Genomic DNA, 15,289 nt, shown 5'->3' with positions numbered 1-15,289 from the left:
TAAATAATGTTTTTTATCTTTATAAAAAATCATTAAATGCAGGTTACAACTTACACAAGTTTCCGCCAGAAGTTAAAATCCTATTTGGATAAAGTTCGGAATAACCATACACCACTTTATGTGACGAGTGCAAATGGCGAAGATGTTGTAGTACTTTCAAAATCCGACTATGAAAGCATGGAAGAAACATTTTATCTGCTTAAAAGCCCCGCAAATGCTTCACGGCTATTACAAGGCATTGAAGCCTATGAAAAAGGGTTAGGTAAAGAAAGAAGGCTTATAGAAGAATGAAGATCGTTTTTCTGGACCAGGCATGGGATGATTACCTGTATTGGCAAAATACAGACAAAGCCATGGTAAAAAAAGTCAATTCACTGGTAAAAGAAATTGAACGCATTCCATTTGAAGGCAGCGGGAAACCCGAGCCCTTAAAACATAACCTTGCCGGCTGGTGGTCCAGGCGAATAACTTTGGAGCACAGGTTGGTATATAAAATTGATAAGGATTCGATCGTTATTCTTCAATGCCGGTATCATTATTAATTCCTTCAGCCCCTAAACTATTCAACCTTTGAAAAACCAAAAAAACAACCTCATCGCAATCATATTATTGCTATTTTTTGCCAATACCACTTTCGCCCAACCAACCATTTCCGATAACCAAAAACTGGCCTCGTTATGCAAAGTATGGGGCTTTTTAAAATATTATCATCCTGCAGTCGCTACCGGCAAGTTGGATTGGGATCAGGCCCTGGTTGATCATATAAAGCTATTGCCCGCTGTTGGCACCAAGGAGCAATTGAGCAGTTTTTATATCGACTGGATAAAAAGCCTTGGCGACGTGCCGCCCTGCAGATCATGTGAAAATAACCTGCCCGACAGTTTAAAACGCAACCTCGATCTGCACTGGATGGATGACAAGAATATTTTTACCGATTCTTTATCAAACGTCCTTCACTATATTCAACTTAACCGGGTACAGCATAATTATTACTACGCAAAGTTTACCCGGGTGGGGAATGTTGGTTTGGGCAATGAAAAAGAATACCCTGGTTATATTTATCCTGCCGCCCCTTATCGTTTGTTATCGCTTTTCAGGTATTGGAACATTATTAACTATTTTTATCCCTATAAATATGCAGTAGGCGAAGATTGGAACAAGGTGCTGGATGAAATGGTACCACAATTTAATGATGCTGCCGATACCGTCGCCTATCATATGGCAATGTTACGTCTGGTAAGAAAAATAAACGATACCCATGCCTTTTTCGGCACAGATCAACTGCGGGAAATCAACGGAAAATATCGCAGCCCGATCAGCCTGAAAATAATAAATGATACGGTTTTGGTGACCGGATATTACAATTATATAGTGGCTGATAAAAGCGAGCTGCTGCCTGGCGACAGGATATTAAAAGTGGATGGAAAAGACGTTGGCCAATTGTTTAAAGAAAAGCTACAATTCACGTACGGATCAAATGAAGTTACCCTGCTTCGCAATGTTGTGCTGCTTTTGTTGCGTGGTCATACCGGCCGCCTTGATGTAACATACGAACGGAGGGGCCTGGCCGCAACCAAACAGCTAAAACTTTACCCCCTTGGTGATTTAAAAATAGACACAGCTATTTCTAAAAATGGAACCTGGAAAATGCTTGACAATAATATCGGCTACATCAATTTGCGTTACCTTAAGCCGGATAAAGTAGATGAGGCAATGGTGAAGTTTATGAATACCAAAGCACTTATTTTTGATATCAGAAACTATCCGTATGACGTTCAAAATAAGCTTGCCGAATATATTGGCTATGCCACAAAACCACCCGTGAAAATCACCGTGCCCGACCTTGCTTTTCCCGGTGTCTTTGTACCTGTTTCAAGGTTAAAGGCTATTGCACCAAATAATAACGTTTATAAAGGGAAGATCATTCTGCTGGTGAATGAGGAAACCCAAAGCCACGGAGAGTTTTTAGCAATGAGCCTGCAAAATGCTCCGAACGTGGTAACGGTAGGCAGCCAAACCGCCGGCGCGGATGGAGACGTGGTGAAGATTGTTTTTCCGGGCGGTTATGCCTCTTATATGTCGGGGTTGGGTGTATATTATCCCGATGGCCGCGAAACGCAGCGCGTAGGAATAGCCGTGGATATTGTTGTAAAACCAACTGCAAAGGGAATTATTGAAGGCAGAGATGAGGTTTTAGAAAAGGCAATATCTATTGCGGCCGAGGTAAAGTAACCCATCGGTTCACCGCCAGAACATCGCGTTATAGCATAATTCTTATCTGCTAAAAGTATTTGCAAACAAATTTTGCAATCGTAACTTTAAGCATTATGCTGCCTTTACTAATTGCCCCCCAGATCCGCGAAGCGGATGCATATACCATCGCTCATGAGCCGATTGCCTCCATCGACCTGATGGAGCGGGCATCAAAGGCATTTGTGGGCTGGTTTATCAACCATTTTCCGGATAAAGACCAGGCCATCTCGGTTTATTGCGGTACCGGTAACAACGGCGGCGACGGTTTGGCCATTGCCCGGATGCTTGACGATCATCAATATAAAAAGATCAATGTCAAAGTGGCGCGGTTTTCGGATAAGTCTACACCAGATTTTAATACCAATCTTGAACGACTAAAAAAAACATCCATCAGCATATCAGAAATACACCCTGGAAGCGGTTTTCCAATTGAGGACTGCCCCCTTATAATCGACGCCCTGTTAGGCACCGGTTTAAACAAACCGCTTGAGGGCGATTATAAAAGGCTGGTTGATCATTTAAACAGCCTGGATAAAACGATAGTTGCCGTTGATGTACCAACCGGCTTTTTTGCCGATGGTGAAATACCCCATGGCGCCGGGATTTTGAAAGCCGACCTGGTAATTACTTTCCAGCAGCCAAAAATCAACTTTTTACTGCCTGAATCAGGCCCTTATATTAAATGCTGGGAGGCAGTTAATATCGGGATTGACGAGCATTTTGTACAATCACTTCATTTGCCGTACCTGGCGGTTGAGGAAAAGGATATCCGCAAAATGCTTAAACCCCGCCACCGGTTCAGTAATAAAGGTACTTACGGGCATACTTTGATTGTTGCCGGGCAACCCGAAACGATGGGGGCAGCACTGCTAAGCGCCTCGGCTTGCGTTTATGCCGGATCGGGGTTAACAACGGCGTGTATACCGCAAAGCGGACTTACGGCCTTAAACGCTTATATGCCCGAAATTATGGCGATAGTGAGACATGACATGCAGCTACCCACGATTGAGTGGGCTAAATTTAGCGCCATCGGCATTGGCCCCGGGCTCGGCAAGGACGAACTCGCGGTCGAGTTAATAACGGACGTTTTTACCAACTACAAAAAGCCACTAGTGATTGACGCGGATGCGCTTAACTTGCTGACTATTCACAGGGAATTATGGCGGTCTGTTCCTGAAAACTCCATTTTAACGCCGCACATGAAAGAGTTCGACAGGCTTTTTGGCGACCACGGCAACTGGTGGCAACGCATTCAAACGGGGATCCAAAAAGCCAGGGAATATGCTGTGTTTATCCTGTTAAAAAATGATTATACAATAGTAATCAGCCCTGCCGGAAAGGTGTATTTCAATACCACCAGTAACCCGGCTATGGCTGTTGGCGGCATGGGCGATGTACTGACTGGAATTATTTCGGCCCTGCTGGCACAGCATTATACACCAGAAGAAGCCTGTATATTAGGAGCCTACCTTCACGGTAAGGCCGGTGATGAATTGGCCTTGCCCAATAAGATAAATGTTATACTGCCTTCGCAAGTGGCGGCGAGGGTTCCGTTAACGATGGCTAAGTTGTTGGCATAAAAAAAGCCGTAAGTATTGGTACGGCTTTTTTAATTAACTATTAACTGATCTTATAAGAACAAAATACTCAAAATTATTTGGCAGGTTGTTCCAACATCTTGTAATCTGCAATCCTCCGCTTAACCTGCTACAACCATAAGACAGCTTAACTGTCTTTATAGTTACAATTAAAACGTAAAAAATAGTTTTTATTGTTTTAAAAACTATAGTTAGCAACAAACTGATTTACATTAATGTTTTGTAAATATTTAATTACAAAGAAATTCCACGGGTTTTTCAGGGGGGATACTAACCAAAAAAAGCAATCACGGATTAAAACTTACCGATAACCATCATTTCGTCCATCGTAGGCGTTGGACTGCCGCCTTTAGGCTCCAGGGTAACGGCAAAAGCATCCGCAGAAGCTATAGATTTCATTTGCTTCATGTCGGCGGTGTCTGCATTGGCATCAAAAACACCCAGGTCAACCGGCTTTCCGGCAACAAGCGCCCAAAGCTGGTATTGGTGTTCCTTGTCGTTTTCAGGCATTTTCAACGATTTCATATCGATCCACACTTTTTTCTTTGCAGGGCTCCACGCAACGGTTATCTGCGATCCGGTGGGCGCTTTTGTGGTTGCCTGCAATTTCAGGAATTTAAAAGATGCGTCCTGTAACACTTCCAGCTCACCTTCTTTTAAACTAACAGTATTTGCAAAATGCTGTTTGTCTGATTGCAACGCAGCAATGGTGCTGTTAGAATCCTGAAGCTTATTGTACATAGATACCAGCGCCACTATGCTGGCTAACAGTAAGGCCAGGCATGCTGCAAAAGCATATTTGTAAAAATTAGTTGTTTTGGGAGCCGAAAACGCAACCACATTATCTTTAGGCTTTTCTATAACCTTATCGAAAGTACTGTCGTCGGCGAAGTTTGTCAGCAGGCTGTTTAAGATCCTGCCGCGCAAATGTTCAACGGGTTCAACGGCATTTTTTTCAGCATATAATTCCATCGACCGCTCTATTTCATCCAGTTCAGCTTTTATGGCCGGATGCTTTAAAGCCAGCTCCTCCACCTGCAACTTTTCGGCTGGGCTCATATCCCCCAAAACGTAAAGTTCCAGTATCCCCGATTCTATATATGCTTTAATATCTTCCACTGCTCAAATTCAGTTAAAATGTTTTCTGAGTTGCTGTATGGCCATTCTTAAACGTGTTTTTATGGTACCCAAAGGGATGCCCAGTTCGTCGGCAGCTTCCACATGGGTATAACCCTTAAAATACACGAGATCAAGAATTAGCTTTTGTTCGGGTTTTAGTGTCTCCACCAATTCCTTGATACCCAACAGCTCAGGTTTGTAAACTGTGTTTCTTTGTTCGTCTATGAAAGTTACGTTATTTTCGAGCTCCTGGTTTTTATTCTGGTTCTTAAAATCTTTCGACCTTAATTTATCAATCGCCAGGTTGCGGGCAATGTTTACCATCCAGGTAAATAACCGGCCTTTTTCGGTACTGTAACCTGAAAAAGAATGCCATATTTTTACAAAAGTTTCCTGTAAAAGATCTTCAGCGGTAGCAGTATCAACAACAATCCTGGAAACCACCCCAAATAAAGAAGCCGAATACATGTCATAAAGCGCCTCAATAGCGATCTTTTCTCGGTTTCTCAATGCAAGAACCAATTCCTCTTCAGTAAGCGATATTTTTCGTTTTTTGCTCAATGGGCTGAATATATAAAGGAATTATCAGATTTCAAACAAGTGTTTCTCTGCATGATACGATGAGCGTACCAACGGCCCGCTTTCCACATACCTGAAACCCATATCAAGCCCTATTTGTTTGTATTTTGCAAATTGATCCGGATGGATCCAGTCTATCACGGGATGATGATTGCGGGTGGGCTGTAAATACTGTCCTAAAGTAAGTATTTGAACGCCTGCATCCAGCAGATCCTGCATGGCTTCCAATACGTCTTCTTCTGTTTCGCCCAGGCCCAGCATAATACCCGATTTGGTGCGCAATCCGGCTGCTGCTATATGCTTTAAACATTCCAGACTGCGGTCGTATTTGGCCTGTATGCGCACTTCTTTGGTTAAACGCCTAACAGTTTCTAAATTATGCGAAACCACTTCAGGGCGGGTCTCCAGCACGCGTTCCAGGTTTTCCCAAACACCTCTAAAATCCGGGAGCAGGGTTTCCAGCGTAGTTTCAGGGCTTTCCCTGCGGATGGCATTGATGGTTTCGGCCCAGATAATGGAGCCGCCGTCTTTTAGATCATCGCGGTCGACAGAGGTGATCACGCAATGTTTGACACCCATTAGCTTCACGGAATTGGCTACGCGATTAGGTTCGTCTATATCTACAGCCAATGGCCTGCCGGTTGCCACCGCACAAAATGAACAGGAACGTGTGCAGATATTCCCTAATATCATAAAGGTAGCGGTACCCGCGCCCCAGCATTCGCCCATATTGGGGCAATTACCGCTTTCGCAAATGGTATGCAGCTTATGTTCATCAACAAGGCCCCTTACCTGGGCATATTCTTTACCTACGGGGAGCCTCACCCTCAGCCAATCCGGCTTACGGGACATCTGGTTTACCGGAACTACGGGCAATTCAATCATCGAACAAAAATAGGGAAAAAGTCCGAAAGTCCGGAAGAAAGAGTTTACATTATCATAACCAAACTAAGAGAAAAACGATGTCAATGGTATGTGTTTGCGAATGCTATGCCGGTAGGCTTAGGCAACAACCATAGTACACCGGTAGCTAAAAATCCGGGCAGCAGTTCTTTAGTTTGAAAGGAAAAGTTTACGTAAATTGTAAACTATTGTGTATATTTGAATTATAATGCATGTAATACATAGCGAAAGTGGCAGCGAAATTCAGGCTACTGTCAGTAAACTCGATGCTAAGGAGATTGCGTTAATCAATAAAAGTAAGCGTTTTGACTTCAACTGGAATAAAGAAAAGCAGTATGATGTCTACAAATTAACCGCTGAAGGTATTGATGAGCCCCTGGGGTTAATGTCATTGGCTGATCGCCCCGCCGACTTTGCAATTGAAATCAGGCTTCTCGCGTCATCTTTGGAGAATGTAAGTAAAGCAAAGCAATATCAAAGGATAGCTGGTTGCTTAATTGCATTTGCATGCAGAGGGGCATTTGAAGCCGGATACGGTGGCTATGTTTGCTTGAAGCCCAAAACTGAATTAGAAGCCTACTATCAGCGTGCATATGGATTTGTTTCCACGAAATTATTTTTAATTACTCACGGAAATAATTCCTTATCCTTAATTAAGAAATATTATGAAAAACAAGATGAGCAATAGGTATGAATTAACGGATTTTAAGAAGCTGAGTAATGAGGAACTGGCAGAAGCTTTTATATTTCCCTCAAAGGAGCCTTTGACTGTAAAAGAAAAACAGGAAGAAGAAGAATTTTGGCAAGAACGAAGAAAACAGTTTGCGAACAGAACCCCTCAACAACAGATTTATGATAAATTGCTGCAATTGAAATTCCAGCTGGAAGATTATATTGGCAGCAATCAATACCAGGCTGTTTTAAACTTTGGATATTTCTTAAACGAATATGTGAACATACAGAACAAACAGGACAAAGAATTTGCAGCAGAGATTGATGTAACCCCTGCCGTATTTAGCCAATACCGTAACAATCACCGGAAGCCTACTGAAAAATTCGTTATCAGGCTGGAACTACATTCGAATGGTATGATCCCCGCCCTTGCATGGTTCAAACTGTTACAAAAAGACAAGGAACATGAAATTATGACCAATACCGGCATCAGGATAGAAGAAAGCAGACACGTTAAGAACAGACTTGAATTTGCTTATTAATAAAAAGCTTAAGTTCGTGAATCTATTACTCCCCGTCGATCGTATGCGAATTGGCTATACTTGTAGTTTACGACTACGAGCATGGTAATCCGAAGTTACCAGACTTCAAACAACGGAAAAATTATGTTGCGTTTTTGTATGATATTTTTTTAGAAAAACTCACATCTTCATCCCCGCCATTCCCTTTTTATCATCCCCGTTTTTAAAAATATATTCGCTGTTCAATAAATAAGCGCCGTTACTTACCACCACTTCGCCCGGGCTTAAGCCGGATATAATAGCCACAAAAGAGTTATTTCCCGCGCCCAGGCTAACCTGCCGCATGGAAAAACTGCCGTCACTATTCCTGACCCAAACGGTATTGCCTGTGCCGCTTGATAATATCGCTGAAGCCGGGATTGCCAGCGAACGTTTCCCGCCCTTGTTCATGGCGATATAAGCCTGCATCCCAGGCCGGATCACTCCCTGGTTATTGGGGATACTGATCCTTATTAAATCCACTTTGGAGTTATCGGATAGTTCCGGGTTCATAAATTCAACCTTACCCGTAATTACCTGCCCGTTCAAATCGGGGAAGGAAACATTTACCTGGTCATTCACTTTAAAATAGCCGGTTTCGCTGGCATAAACCTGGGCCTGCACCCAAAGGCTGCTTAATGCCTGGGTTTTTAAGATCGTCATGCCTTCGGTTACATAATCGCCTTCATGAACGGCGATATCGCTTACTGTTCCATTTACCTTGCTGTATACCGTTACCGTTGGCGATACTTTGCCGGATGCCGCCAGGTTCCTGATCTGCGCCGGTGTCAATCCCCACAATAAAAGTTTGTTTTCTGCCGCGCTGATGAGTTGCGCATAATCCACATCGGGATTATGCAATACTTTTTGCTGTTGTTTGGCTAAAAGGTATTCTTTTTCCGATTCCTGCAGGTTTTCACTATAAATAGCATAGATGGGCTGGCCGGCACTGATCTTTTCGCCGGGCGCACGTACAAACAACTGCTGTATCCTTCCCGCAATTTTTGCGCTCAATTCTTCCGCCTTGTTTTCATTGGTGGTTACTGTTCCCGAAATGGTTTTTTCGCTGCCGGTATTTTCTTCTTTAACCGTATCGGTTTGAATGCCTGCAAGCTGAATTTGAGCAGCAGTAAGCACCAGTTTGTTTTTATCGGGACCTGCCGGCGCACCGGTAAACTCAACTTTTATCAGCTTCATGCCGCAAATGGGGCAATTGCCCGGATGTAATTCATGTACTTGCGGGTGCATGGAGCAGGTGTAATAAACTTTGTCCTGTACCCTGGCAATGGGTTGTGTTTTTTGTTTGCACGATGAAAGTAGAACTGCAAACAGGAAAACCAAAACAAATAACTTCCCCGTTTTTTTATAACCTTTCCGTTGGAGCAATTCGATGGGGCGCTTACTCACCAGGCGTTCCAATGGAACGCTTAGGCCTGTTTTTCTCTGGATGCTACCAACCAAACGTCCCTCCGGGACGAGTGCTTCAAATTTCTCGTCCCATAGGGACGCCGGATTGGTAGAAAAATATACCGAAGCCGATGGAACGCTTAACCCTGTTTTGCTCTTGATGCTACCACCCAAACGTCCCTCCGGGATGAGTGCGGCTGGTGCTACATCCTTTGGCAAGGCCTGATTAGAAGCGCGAATGCCGACCAAATGGCCATTTGACGGGAGCTGGGCGCATGCGGTATCCTGAGGGGATGTCCGGTTGTCAGGAAAATTGCCGGCCCCCCATTCTTCCGAAACGAATTTCGTGAATTTAGCGTCCCATAGGGACGCCTGGTCGGTAGAAATATATCCCAACGCCGTTCTACGTTCCGTAGGAACGTTTGGTGCTATAACGACGAGCTGATTTACACAATTTGTGTTTTTATCGATGACACTATTCATTTCCTTCTGTTTTAATAAAACTTTCACTGTCTGTTAAATATTGGGCATTGGATGCCAGGCTGTCGGTTGCAGACAAACCACTTTTAACCACTATCTCATTACCATCAATTGTTCCCGTTATTACTTTATGTGCCGAATAAACAGGCCCGTTCTTTATCCAAACGATGGTTGTATGCCCTAAACTGTATATCGCCTTGCGAGGGATCCAAAGGCCCTTCGTTTCACCAGTTTGGATAGTTGCATTGATGATGCTGTTCACTTTCAGGGCATGATCCATATTGTGTACATAGACCCTGATGGTGATGGTTTTATCGCCCTCCTGCAAGGCTGGTTCAATAAAATCAACTTTGCCTTCTATGGTTTTTCCGGGGATATCCGGGAAAGCGATCTCAACAGGCTGATTTAGCCTTAGGCCTGCAACCGAGGAGTTTTCAACTTTAATTAGCGCCCATAACATATGCGCATTGGCTACATTGAACAGCGTTTGCCCCTGCTGCACATACATGCCTTCTTTAATGGAAAGCGGCAGGTTGGCGGTAACACTTGTGGTTGCTTTGGGATCAGCAGGGCCGGACATCAGGCTGTGCGCCGCATCATGCACGTGCCCATCGTAAGGGCTGTAAACCGGAAGGCTGTAAAAAGCCTTCCCGGTTTTTATCACCTGGTTTACCTGCTGTTCAGTCATCCCCAGCAATAATAGTTTTTGCCGTGCGGCATTGATCAACCCGGCTTCCTGTGCGGAGTTTTTGGTAATAAAGATCAGATCCTGCTGCGCAGTGACCATATCCGGACTATAAATATCCAAAATTCGCTGGCCTCTGTGAATTTCTTCGAAGGCGGATTTGATATACAATTTTTCAATCCTCCCCGAAAAACGGGCGGCAATATTATCGAATGTCCTCGAATCAAAATCAAGATAGCCCTGCCCTTTAATTTGCGTGGGAACCGCCTTTTCTTCAGGCGTTATAGCGTCAATAGTTGAGATCACTGAAGAATTAACCGGCTTCAATACCGTGTTTAAACTGATCCTTGCCAGTTCGCTGGCTTGTCCTGTTTTTTTAACGAGTGTCATCCCGCAGATAGGGCAACTTCCCGGATGTTCTTCCAAAATCTGGTGGTGCATCGGGCAGGTATACAGGGTGACACTTTTTTCCTGCGTGACGTCTTTTGTCTTTTTTGGTTGCGAGCAGGCGCTAATCAGCAAAATGCACAACAATAAGGTATAAGATATATTTTTTATATCAGATATACTTTTAATACTTTTCATTTTCTTTTTCATAAGCCACCTGTAATTGTAAAAGCTCCTGCAAACGATCAAGGGCTTCCATTTTATTTTGCTGCATATCTTTAATACCATCCAATACCGGTTGCAGGTCGCCGGTGTTTTGTTCATAAGCCTGTAGGGCCGTTTTATAACTATTTTGTAAAGCGGGGATAATGTTTACCCGGTAGTTGTTCAGCTGTCTTTTTTTGCTGCTCATTTCTGCTTTAATTCCTGCAAGCTGGCCCCGCGCCTGGTTAATAATATCCAGTTTGTTTTGCTGTAATTCTTCCACTTCGTACTTTATCCCTTTCAGGTTGGCTTTATACTCTTTGGACGACCAGGAAAATATAGGTATCGTGATCGACCCCATCAAAACATACTGATTAGCCATGCCGCCGTAACTGAACATATGTCCCGCCTGGATGCCAAAATCCGGTTTACGCTTGCTGTTTTCCACCTGTGCATTCAGTTGCTGCAATTCAATATTCCGGTTAATGCTTTTAATATCACTGCGCGATGAAGCCAATGCAGAGGTATCTGTTAGCGCTGATTCGTAATTTTTAACTACAATTGCAGTGTCCACCAAAAACTCCGTTTGCTGGTCGCGGTTCATCAGTGTATTCAGCATGATGTTTTTCTGGCGGATCTCGTTATTGAGCTGTTCACGGGTATTATCCAATTCAAAAAGATCAGCTTTTGCTTTGTAAATATTGCTCAGCTTTTCCTTGCCGTAGGTCAACCTGATATTGGCATCCTTCAGCATATATTCCAGCAGCGTCTGGGTATTTTGCAGGACGCTGAGCTTTTTTTCTAAAACTACCCTATCGTAATAAGCCTGTTTAGCTTGCGCGACCAACTGGTTCTTCATATAGTTTTTATCCTCGGCCGTTACTTTTGATAAACCCTGCATGTAATTTTCCTTTGCCCGCAGTTTGGCGCCATTGGTAAACATTTGCTCCGCCGTAATCATAAACGAGCCGGCAGAAGGGTTGAAGCTATAAGGCACCTGGTACTGGCCCGCACTTATTTTGGGTGCATCCAGGCTTTTTGCGCCGGTGGCGTAAGCATCCTGCGCACCAATCTTTGAATCATAGGCCAGCAAGGCAGGATTACCTGATACCCTCGCCAGCACACTATCCAGGGGCAAACGCTGCTGGGCATTTGTTGCTGAAATTCCGGCCAGACAAATGGTTGCTATGTATATAATTTGATTTCTTGTTTTCATTATGCATTCACCTCCAGTACATCCAGTTTTCCGTGTTTTTTTAATTCATATTCTTTTACCATCAGGAAGATCAATGGGGTAACCAATAAAATATGCGTGGACGATGTTAATACCCCGCCGATCATCGGCAATACAATGGGTACCATTACATCACTGCCCGTTCCTGTCGACCAAAGCACCGGCACCAGGCCAAACAGGGCCACGCAAACGGTCATTAATTTGGGCCTTAAGCGTTTTACAGCGCCGTTCATCACATAAATCCGCAAGTCTTCCCGGGTAATGGTTTCTTTGGAATTTCCTTTTAAGGCGACCAACTGCTGCATGGCATCATTCAGGTAGATCACCATCACGATACCCGTTTCTACCGCGATGCCAAACAGGGCGATAAAGCCGACCGCCACCGCTACGGACAAATGCACCCCAAAGAAAAACACCATGTAAGCGCCGCCTATCAGCGCGAACGGAATACTGATCAAACTAAAAAAGGCTTCGCGGATGGAATGAAAAGCAAAATAAAGGCAGGCAAAAATGATGATGAGTACGATGGGTAAAATCATTATTAAAGTATGCTGCGCCCTTACCAGGTTTTCATATTGCCCGCTCCATTCAATAAAATAGCCTTTGGGCAGGGTTTTAACCATACTGTTCAGCTTGTTTTGCGCTTCGGCAACGGTGCTGCCCAAATCCCTGTCGCGCACATTGAACAGCACGGTTCCGCGCAGCAATGCATTTTCCGATTGTATCATCGCCGGGCCGTCGCTGATCTTTATATCAGCCACTGCAGATAATGGGATCGGCCCGCTTGCCGGGGTTTGCACCAGGGTACGTTTAATCTGATCGAGGTTATTGCGGTAATCCTGTGCAAATCGCAGGTTCACGCTGAAACGCCGCCTGCCTTCAATGGTAGGCGTAAGGTTCATGCCGCCGAGGGCGCTTTCCACCACCTCGTTCACATCATCCACACTTAAACCATAGCGGCCGATGGCATCTTTATTTACCTGAATATCCAGGTATTTGCCGCCGGTTATTGGGTCGACATATAAATCCTTCACCCCGTTAATCCCTTGCAGTGCTTGTTTCATCTGGTTTGAAAGTGCATAAATCGTATCCAGGTTTTGCCCGTACACTTTCAGGCCAACATCGGTACGGATGCCCGTCGACAGCATATTGATGCGGTTGATGATGGGCTGCGTCCAGCCATTCACTACGCCGGGGATCTGCAGTTTTGCATTCAGTTCGTTAATAATATCTTCTTTCTTGATGCCTTTGCGCCATTCGTCGGCAGGTTTCAGCAGGATGATGGTCTCGACCATGCTGATGGGCGAATTATCCGTTGCCGTATTGGCCCTGCCTGCTTTACCCAAAACATTTTTCACTTCGGGGATGCTTTTGATGATCTTATCCTGCAACTGCAAAAGCTGTTTAGCCTCGGCGTTCGAGATATCGGGTAGGGTAACCGGCATAAACAGGATAGTGCCTTCATCCAGCGGGGGCATAAATTCGCTGCCGAGGCTCATTAACAGCGGGATGCTGATGAGCAGCGCGATAATATTGATGGCCAGCGTTGTTTTTCGCCAGTGCATACACCAGTTCAACACGGGGTGATATATTTTTTGTAAGCCGCTATTGAGCGGGTTATGCTCGTCGGTCCGTAATTTCCCCTTCAGAAAAAAGGAGATCAGCACCGGCGCCAGCGTTACCGCCAGGATGGCATCGATGGCCAGGATAAAGCTTTTTGTCCATGCCAGCGGGCCGAACAGTTTCCCTTCCTGCCCTTCCAGTAAAAATACCGGCAGGAATGAAGCCACGATGATGAGGGTGGAAAAGAACACACCCCGCCCCACCTGCTTGCAGGACGCTTCTATAATTTTTATTCTTTCTGCTGTGGTCATGATCTTTCTTTTTCTTGTGCGATGGATAAATTGCGGTGCGAATTCTCTACCATGACGATCCCGTTATCTACAATTACCCCGATAGCCAGGGCGATGCCTGTTAAGGACATGATATTTGAAGAAATGCCAAAAGCATTCAGCAGGATAAAGGCGGTGGCAACAGTAATGGGGATCTGGATGATGATGCTTAGCGCGCTGCGCCAGCTAAACAAGAAAATGATTACAATAATGGATACAGTGATCATTTCTTCGATCAGCGTGTGCTTTACCGAACCGATGGCCCGTTCTATCAGGTCGCTTCTGTCATATGCTATTTTAAACTTTACACCCGGCGGCAGGCCTTTTTGCATGGCGGCCATTTTATCTTTCACGGCGTGGATCACCTTATCGGCATTTTCGCCGTAACGCATCACCACGATGCCGCCGACAGCTTCACCTTCGCCGTTTTCATCGAAAATACCCAGCCGTAAGTCGCCGCCCATTTGCACGGCCGCAACGTCCTTTATCCTCACCGGTACGGTATTAATAGTGCCGATGGAGATATTCTCCACGTCCTGGATGCTTTTGATATAACCCAGCCCGCGCACAATATACCCTGTGCCGTTCATTTCAAATTTGCGACCTCCGACATCGTTATTATTGCTTTTAACGGCTTTTAGAACCTGCGACAACGGAATATTATAATAATTAAGTTTGTTTGGGTCGACGCTGATCTGGTACTGTTTTTCGAAGCCGCCAAAGGAGGCTACTTCACTTACGCCGGGTACGGTTTGCAAGCCGAATTTCACATACCAGTCCTGCAGGGCACGCTGTTCACCCAGGTCAATGCCTTTGGCGTCGAGGGTGTACCACAGGATATGGCCCACACCGGTACCATCCGGGCCAAGTGTTGGTGTAATCCCTTCCGGCAGCAGGCGCTGAGCGTAGTTTAACCTTTCCAACACACGGCTGCGGGCCCAGTAGATATCGGTCTTATCATCAAAAACAATATAAACAAAGCTCATCCCAAACATAGAAGTTGCGCGGATAGATTTTACTTTGGGGATCCCCTGCAGATTGCTCACCAGGGGATAGGTTACCTGGTCCTCCATAATTTGAGGGCTGCGGCCCTGCCATTCGGTAAATACGATCACCTGGTTCTCGGAGAGGTCGGGAATGGCATCGATAGGGTTTTGATTGATGGAATAAAAACCCCATGCAAACAAAATGGCCGCGATCAGCAGCACGATGTACCTGTTTTTTAAGGACAGGGAAATAAGTTGATTGATCATCTTAAAAAGTTTAATTACCCGGGGCGACTATTTTTGAATGTTCGATACTTTTTTCCCTCTTTT

14 protein-coding genes are annotated in these 15,289 nt (G+C 44.8%); 6 read left to right on the top strand and 8 right to left on the bottom strand.

Annotated elements, in window-relative coordinates; genetic code table 11:
- Nucleotides 1-36 precede the first annotated feature (36 nt).
- From MgSA37_RS01115 to MgSA37_RS01100, 4 genes are all read left to right on the top strand, one after another.
- The gene (locus MgSA37_RS01115; RefSeq protein WP_096349441.1) at nucleotides 37-291 is read left to right on the top strand and encodes a type II toxin-antitoxin system Phd/YefM family antitoxin; all 255 of its coding nucleotides are present in this window, start codon (nucleotides 37-39) and stop codon (nucleotides 289-291) included.
- Entirely contained in the window at nucleotides 288-542 is a 255-nt protein-coding gene (locus MgSA37_RS01110; RefSeq protein ID WP_096349440.1) for a Txe/YoeB family addiction module toxin, read from the top strand. Before MgSA37_RS01115 ends, MgSA37_RS01110 begins: the two co-directional genes overlap by 4 nt.
- A gap of 28 nt (nucleotides 543-570) precedes the next feature.
- On the top strand, nucleotides 571-2,232 hold the full coding sequence (locus tag MgSA37_RS01105; protein ID WP_096349439.1) for a S41 family peptidase: 1,662 nt from the start codon (nucleotides 571-573) through the stop codon (nucleotides 2,230-2,232).
- Between the two features lie 95 nt (nucleotides 2,233-2,327).
- A complete protein-coding gene (locus MgSA37_RS01100; protein WP_096349438.1) occupies nucleotides 2,328-3,833 on the top strand; it encodes an NAD(P)H-hydrate dehydratase in 1,506 nt (501 codons plus the stop codon).
- A 312-nt stretch (nucleotides 3,834-4,145) separates the two neighbouring features.
- Here MgSA37_RS01100 and MgSA37_RS01095 read toward each other — a convergent pair whose 3' ends face one another.
- The 3 genes from MgSA37_RS01095 to lipA are packed head-to-tail and all read right to left on the bottom strand — an operon-like array spanning nucleotide 4,146 to nucleotide 6,434.
- Nucleotides 4,146-4,970, bottom strand: a complete 825-nt coding sequence (locus tag MgSA37_RS01095; protein WP_096349437.1) for an anti-sigma factor — start codon at nucleotides 4,968-4,970, stop codon at nucleotides 4,146-4,148.
- Nucleotides 4,971-4,979: 9 nt separating this feature from the next.
- Entirely contained in the window at nucleotides 4,980-5,531 is a 552-nt protein-coding gene (locus tag MgSA37_RS01090; RefSeq protein WP_096349436.1) for an RNA polymerase sigma factor, read from the bottom strand.
- Nucleotides 5,532-5,555: 24 nt separating this feature from the next.
- Nucleotides 5,556-6,434, bottom strand: a complete 879-nt coding sequence (gene lipA, locus MgSA37_RS01085; RefSeq protein WP_096349435.1) for a lipoyl synthase — start codon at nucleotides 6,432-6,434, stop codon at nucleotides 5,556-5,558.
- Between the two features lie 226 nt (nucleotides 6,435-6,660).
- On the opposite strand from lipA, the gene MgSA37_RS01080 reads away from it, so the two are divergent.
- Together MgSA37_RS01080 and MgSA37_RS01075 are read left to right on the top strand one after the other, a co-directional pair.
- Nucleotides 6,661-7,140: a hypothetical protein gene (locus tag MgSA37_RS01080; RefSeq protein ID WP_096349434.1), complete on the top strand. Its 480-nt coding sequence runs from the start codon at nucleotides 6,661-6,663 to the stop codon at nucleotides 7,138-7,140.
- Nucleotides 7,118-7,666 (top strand): hypothetical protein, encoded by a 549-nt coding sequence (locus MgSA37_RS01075; protein WP_157750371.1) that lies wholly within the window; start codon nucleotides 7,118-7,120, stop codon nucleotides 7,664-7,666. The genes MgSA37_RS01080 and MgSA37_RS01075 overlap by 23 nt, the downstream gene beginning before the upstream one ends.
- Before the next feature lie 159 nt (nucleotides 7,667-7,825).
- Here MgSA37_RS01075 and MgSA37_RS01070 read toward each other — a convergent pair whose 3' ends face one another.
- Genes MgSA37_RS01070 through MgSA37_RS29300 form a run of 5 tightly spaced genes read right to left on the bottom strand, consistent with a single transcriptional unit; the run spans nucleotide 7,826 to nucleotide 15,226 of the window.
- Nucleotides 7,826-9,574 carry an efflux RND transporter periplasmic adaptor subunit gene (locus MgSA37_RS01070; protein ID WP_096349432.1) on the bottom strand — a complete coding sequence of 583 codons (1,749 nt, stop codon included), beginning with the start codon at nucleotides 9,572-9,574 and terminating at the stop codon, nucleotides 7,826-7,828.
- Nucleotides 9,567-10,853, bottom strand: a complete 1,287-nt coding sequence (locus MgSA37_RS01065; protein WP_172885277.1) for an HlyD family efflux transporter periplasmic adaptor subunit — start codon at nucleotides 10,851-10,853, stop codon at nucleotides 9,567-9,569. Before MgSA37_RS01065 ends, MgSA37_RS01070 begins: the two co-directional genes overlap by 8 nt.
- Nucleotides 10,828-12,063, bottom strand: a complete 1,236-nt coding sequence (locus MgSA37_RS01060) for a TolC family protein (RefSeq protein WP_096349430.1) — start codon at nucleotides 12,061-12,063, stop codon at nucleotides 10,828-10,830. Before MgSA37_RS01060 ends, MgSA37_RS01065 begins: the two co-directional genes overlap by 26 nt.
- Nucleotides 12,063-13,955: an efflux RND transporter permease subunit gene (locus tag MgSA37_RS29305; RefSeq protein ID WP_096349429.1), complete on the bottom strand. Its 1,893-nt coding sequence runs from the start codon at nucleotides 13,953-13,955 to the stop codon at nucleotides 12,063-12,065. The genes MgSA37_RS01060 and MgSA37_RS29305 overlap by 1 nt, the downstream gene beginning before the upstream one ends.
- Nucleotides 13,952-15,226, bottom strand: coding sequence for an efflux RND transporter permease subunit (locus tag MgSA37_RS29300; RefSeq protein WP_096349428.1), 1,275 nt, complete (start codon nucleotides 15,224-15,226; stop codon nucleotides 13,952-13,954). The genes MgSA37_RS29305 and MgSA37_RS29300 overlap by 4 nt, the downstream gene beginning before the upstream one ends.
- Between the last annotated feature and the right edge of the window lie 63 nt (nucleotides 15,227-15,289).

The sequence above is a fragment of the Mucilaginibacter gotjawali genome (assembly GCF_002355435.1).
GTDB lineage: Bacteria > Bacteroidota > Bacteroidia > Sphingobacteriales > Sphingobacteriaceae > Mucilaginibacter > Mucilaginibacter gotjawali.
This window is presented reverse-complemented; position numbering and strand designations above follow the sequence as displayed.

What these genes read in the sequence shown, in the direction of transcription:
- MgSA37_RS01110 (WP_096349440.1), top strand. Translation starts at nt 288, where the DNA reads ATGAAGATCGTTTTTCTGGACCAGGCATGGGATGATTACCTGTATTGG.
- MgSA37_RS01080 (WP_096349434.1), top strand. Translation starts at nt 6,661, where the DNA reads ATGCATGTAATACATAGCGAAAGTGGCAGCGAAATTCAGGCTACTGTC.
- MgSA37_RS01060 (WP_096349430.1), bottom strand. Translation starts at nt 12,063, where the DNA reads ATGAAAACAAGAAATCAAATTATATACATAGCAACCATTTGTCTGGCC.
- lipA (WP_096349435.1), bottom strand. Translation starts at nt 6,434, where the DNA reads ATGATTGAATTGCCCGTAGTTCCGGTAAACCAGATGTCCCGTAAGCCG.
- MgSA37_RS01070 (WP_096349432.1), bottom strand. Translation starts at nt 9,574, where the DNA reads ATGAATAGTGTCATCGATAAAAACACAAATTGTGTAAATCAGCTCGTC.
- MgSA37_RS29305 (WP_096349429.1), bottom strand. Translation starts at nt 13,955, where the DNA reads ATGACCACAGCAGAAAGAATAAAAATTATAGAAGCGTCCTGCAAGCAG.
- MgSA37_RS01100 (WP_096349438.1), top strand. Translation starts at nt 2,328, where the DNA reads ATGCTGCCTTTACTAATTGCCCCCCAGATCCGCGAAGCGGATGCATAT.
- MgSA37_RS01065 (WP_172885277.1), bottom strand. Translation starts at nt 10,853, where the DNA reads ATGAAAAAGAAAATGAAAAGTATTAAAAGTATATCTGATATAAAAAAT.
- MgSA37_RS01115 (WP_096349441.1), top strand. Translation starts at nt 37, where the DNA reads ATGCAGGTTACAACTTACACAAGTTTCCGCCAGAAGTTAAAATCCTAT.
- MgSA37_RS29300 (WP_096349428.1), bottom strand. Translation starts at nt 15,226, where the DNA reads ATGATCAATCAACTTATTTCCCTGTCCTTAAAAAACAGGTACATCGTG.
- MgSA37_RS01075 (WP_157750371.1), top strand. Translation starts at nt 7,118, where the DNA reads ATGAAAAACAAGATGAGCAATAGGTATGAATTAACGGATTTTAAGAAG.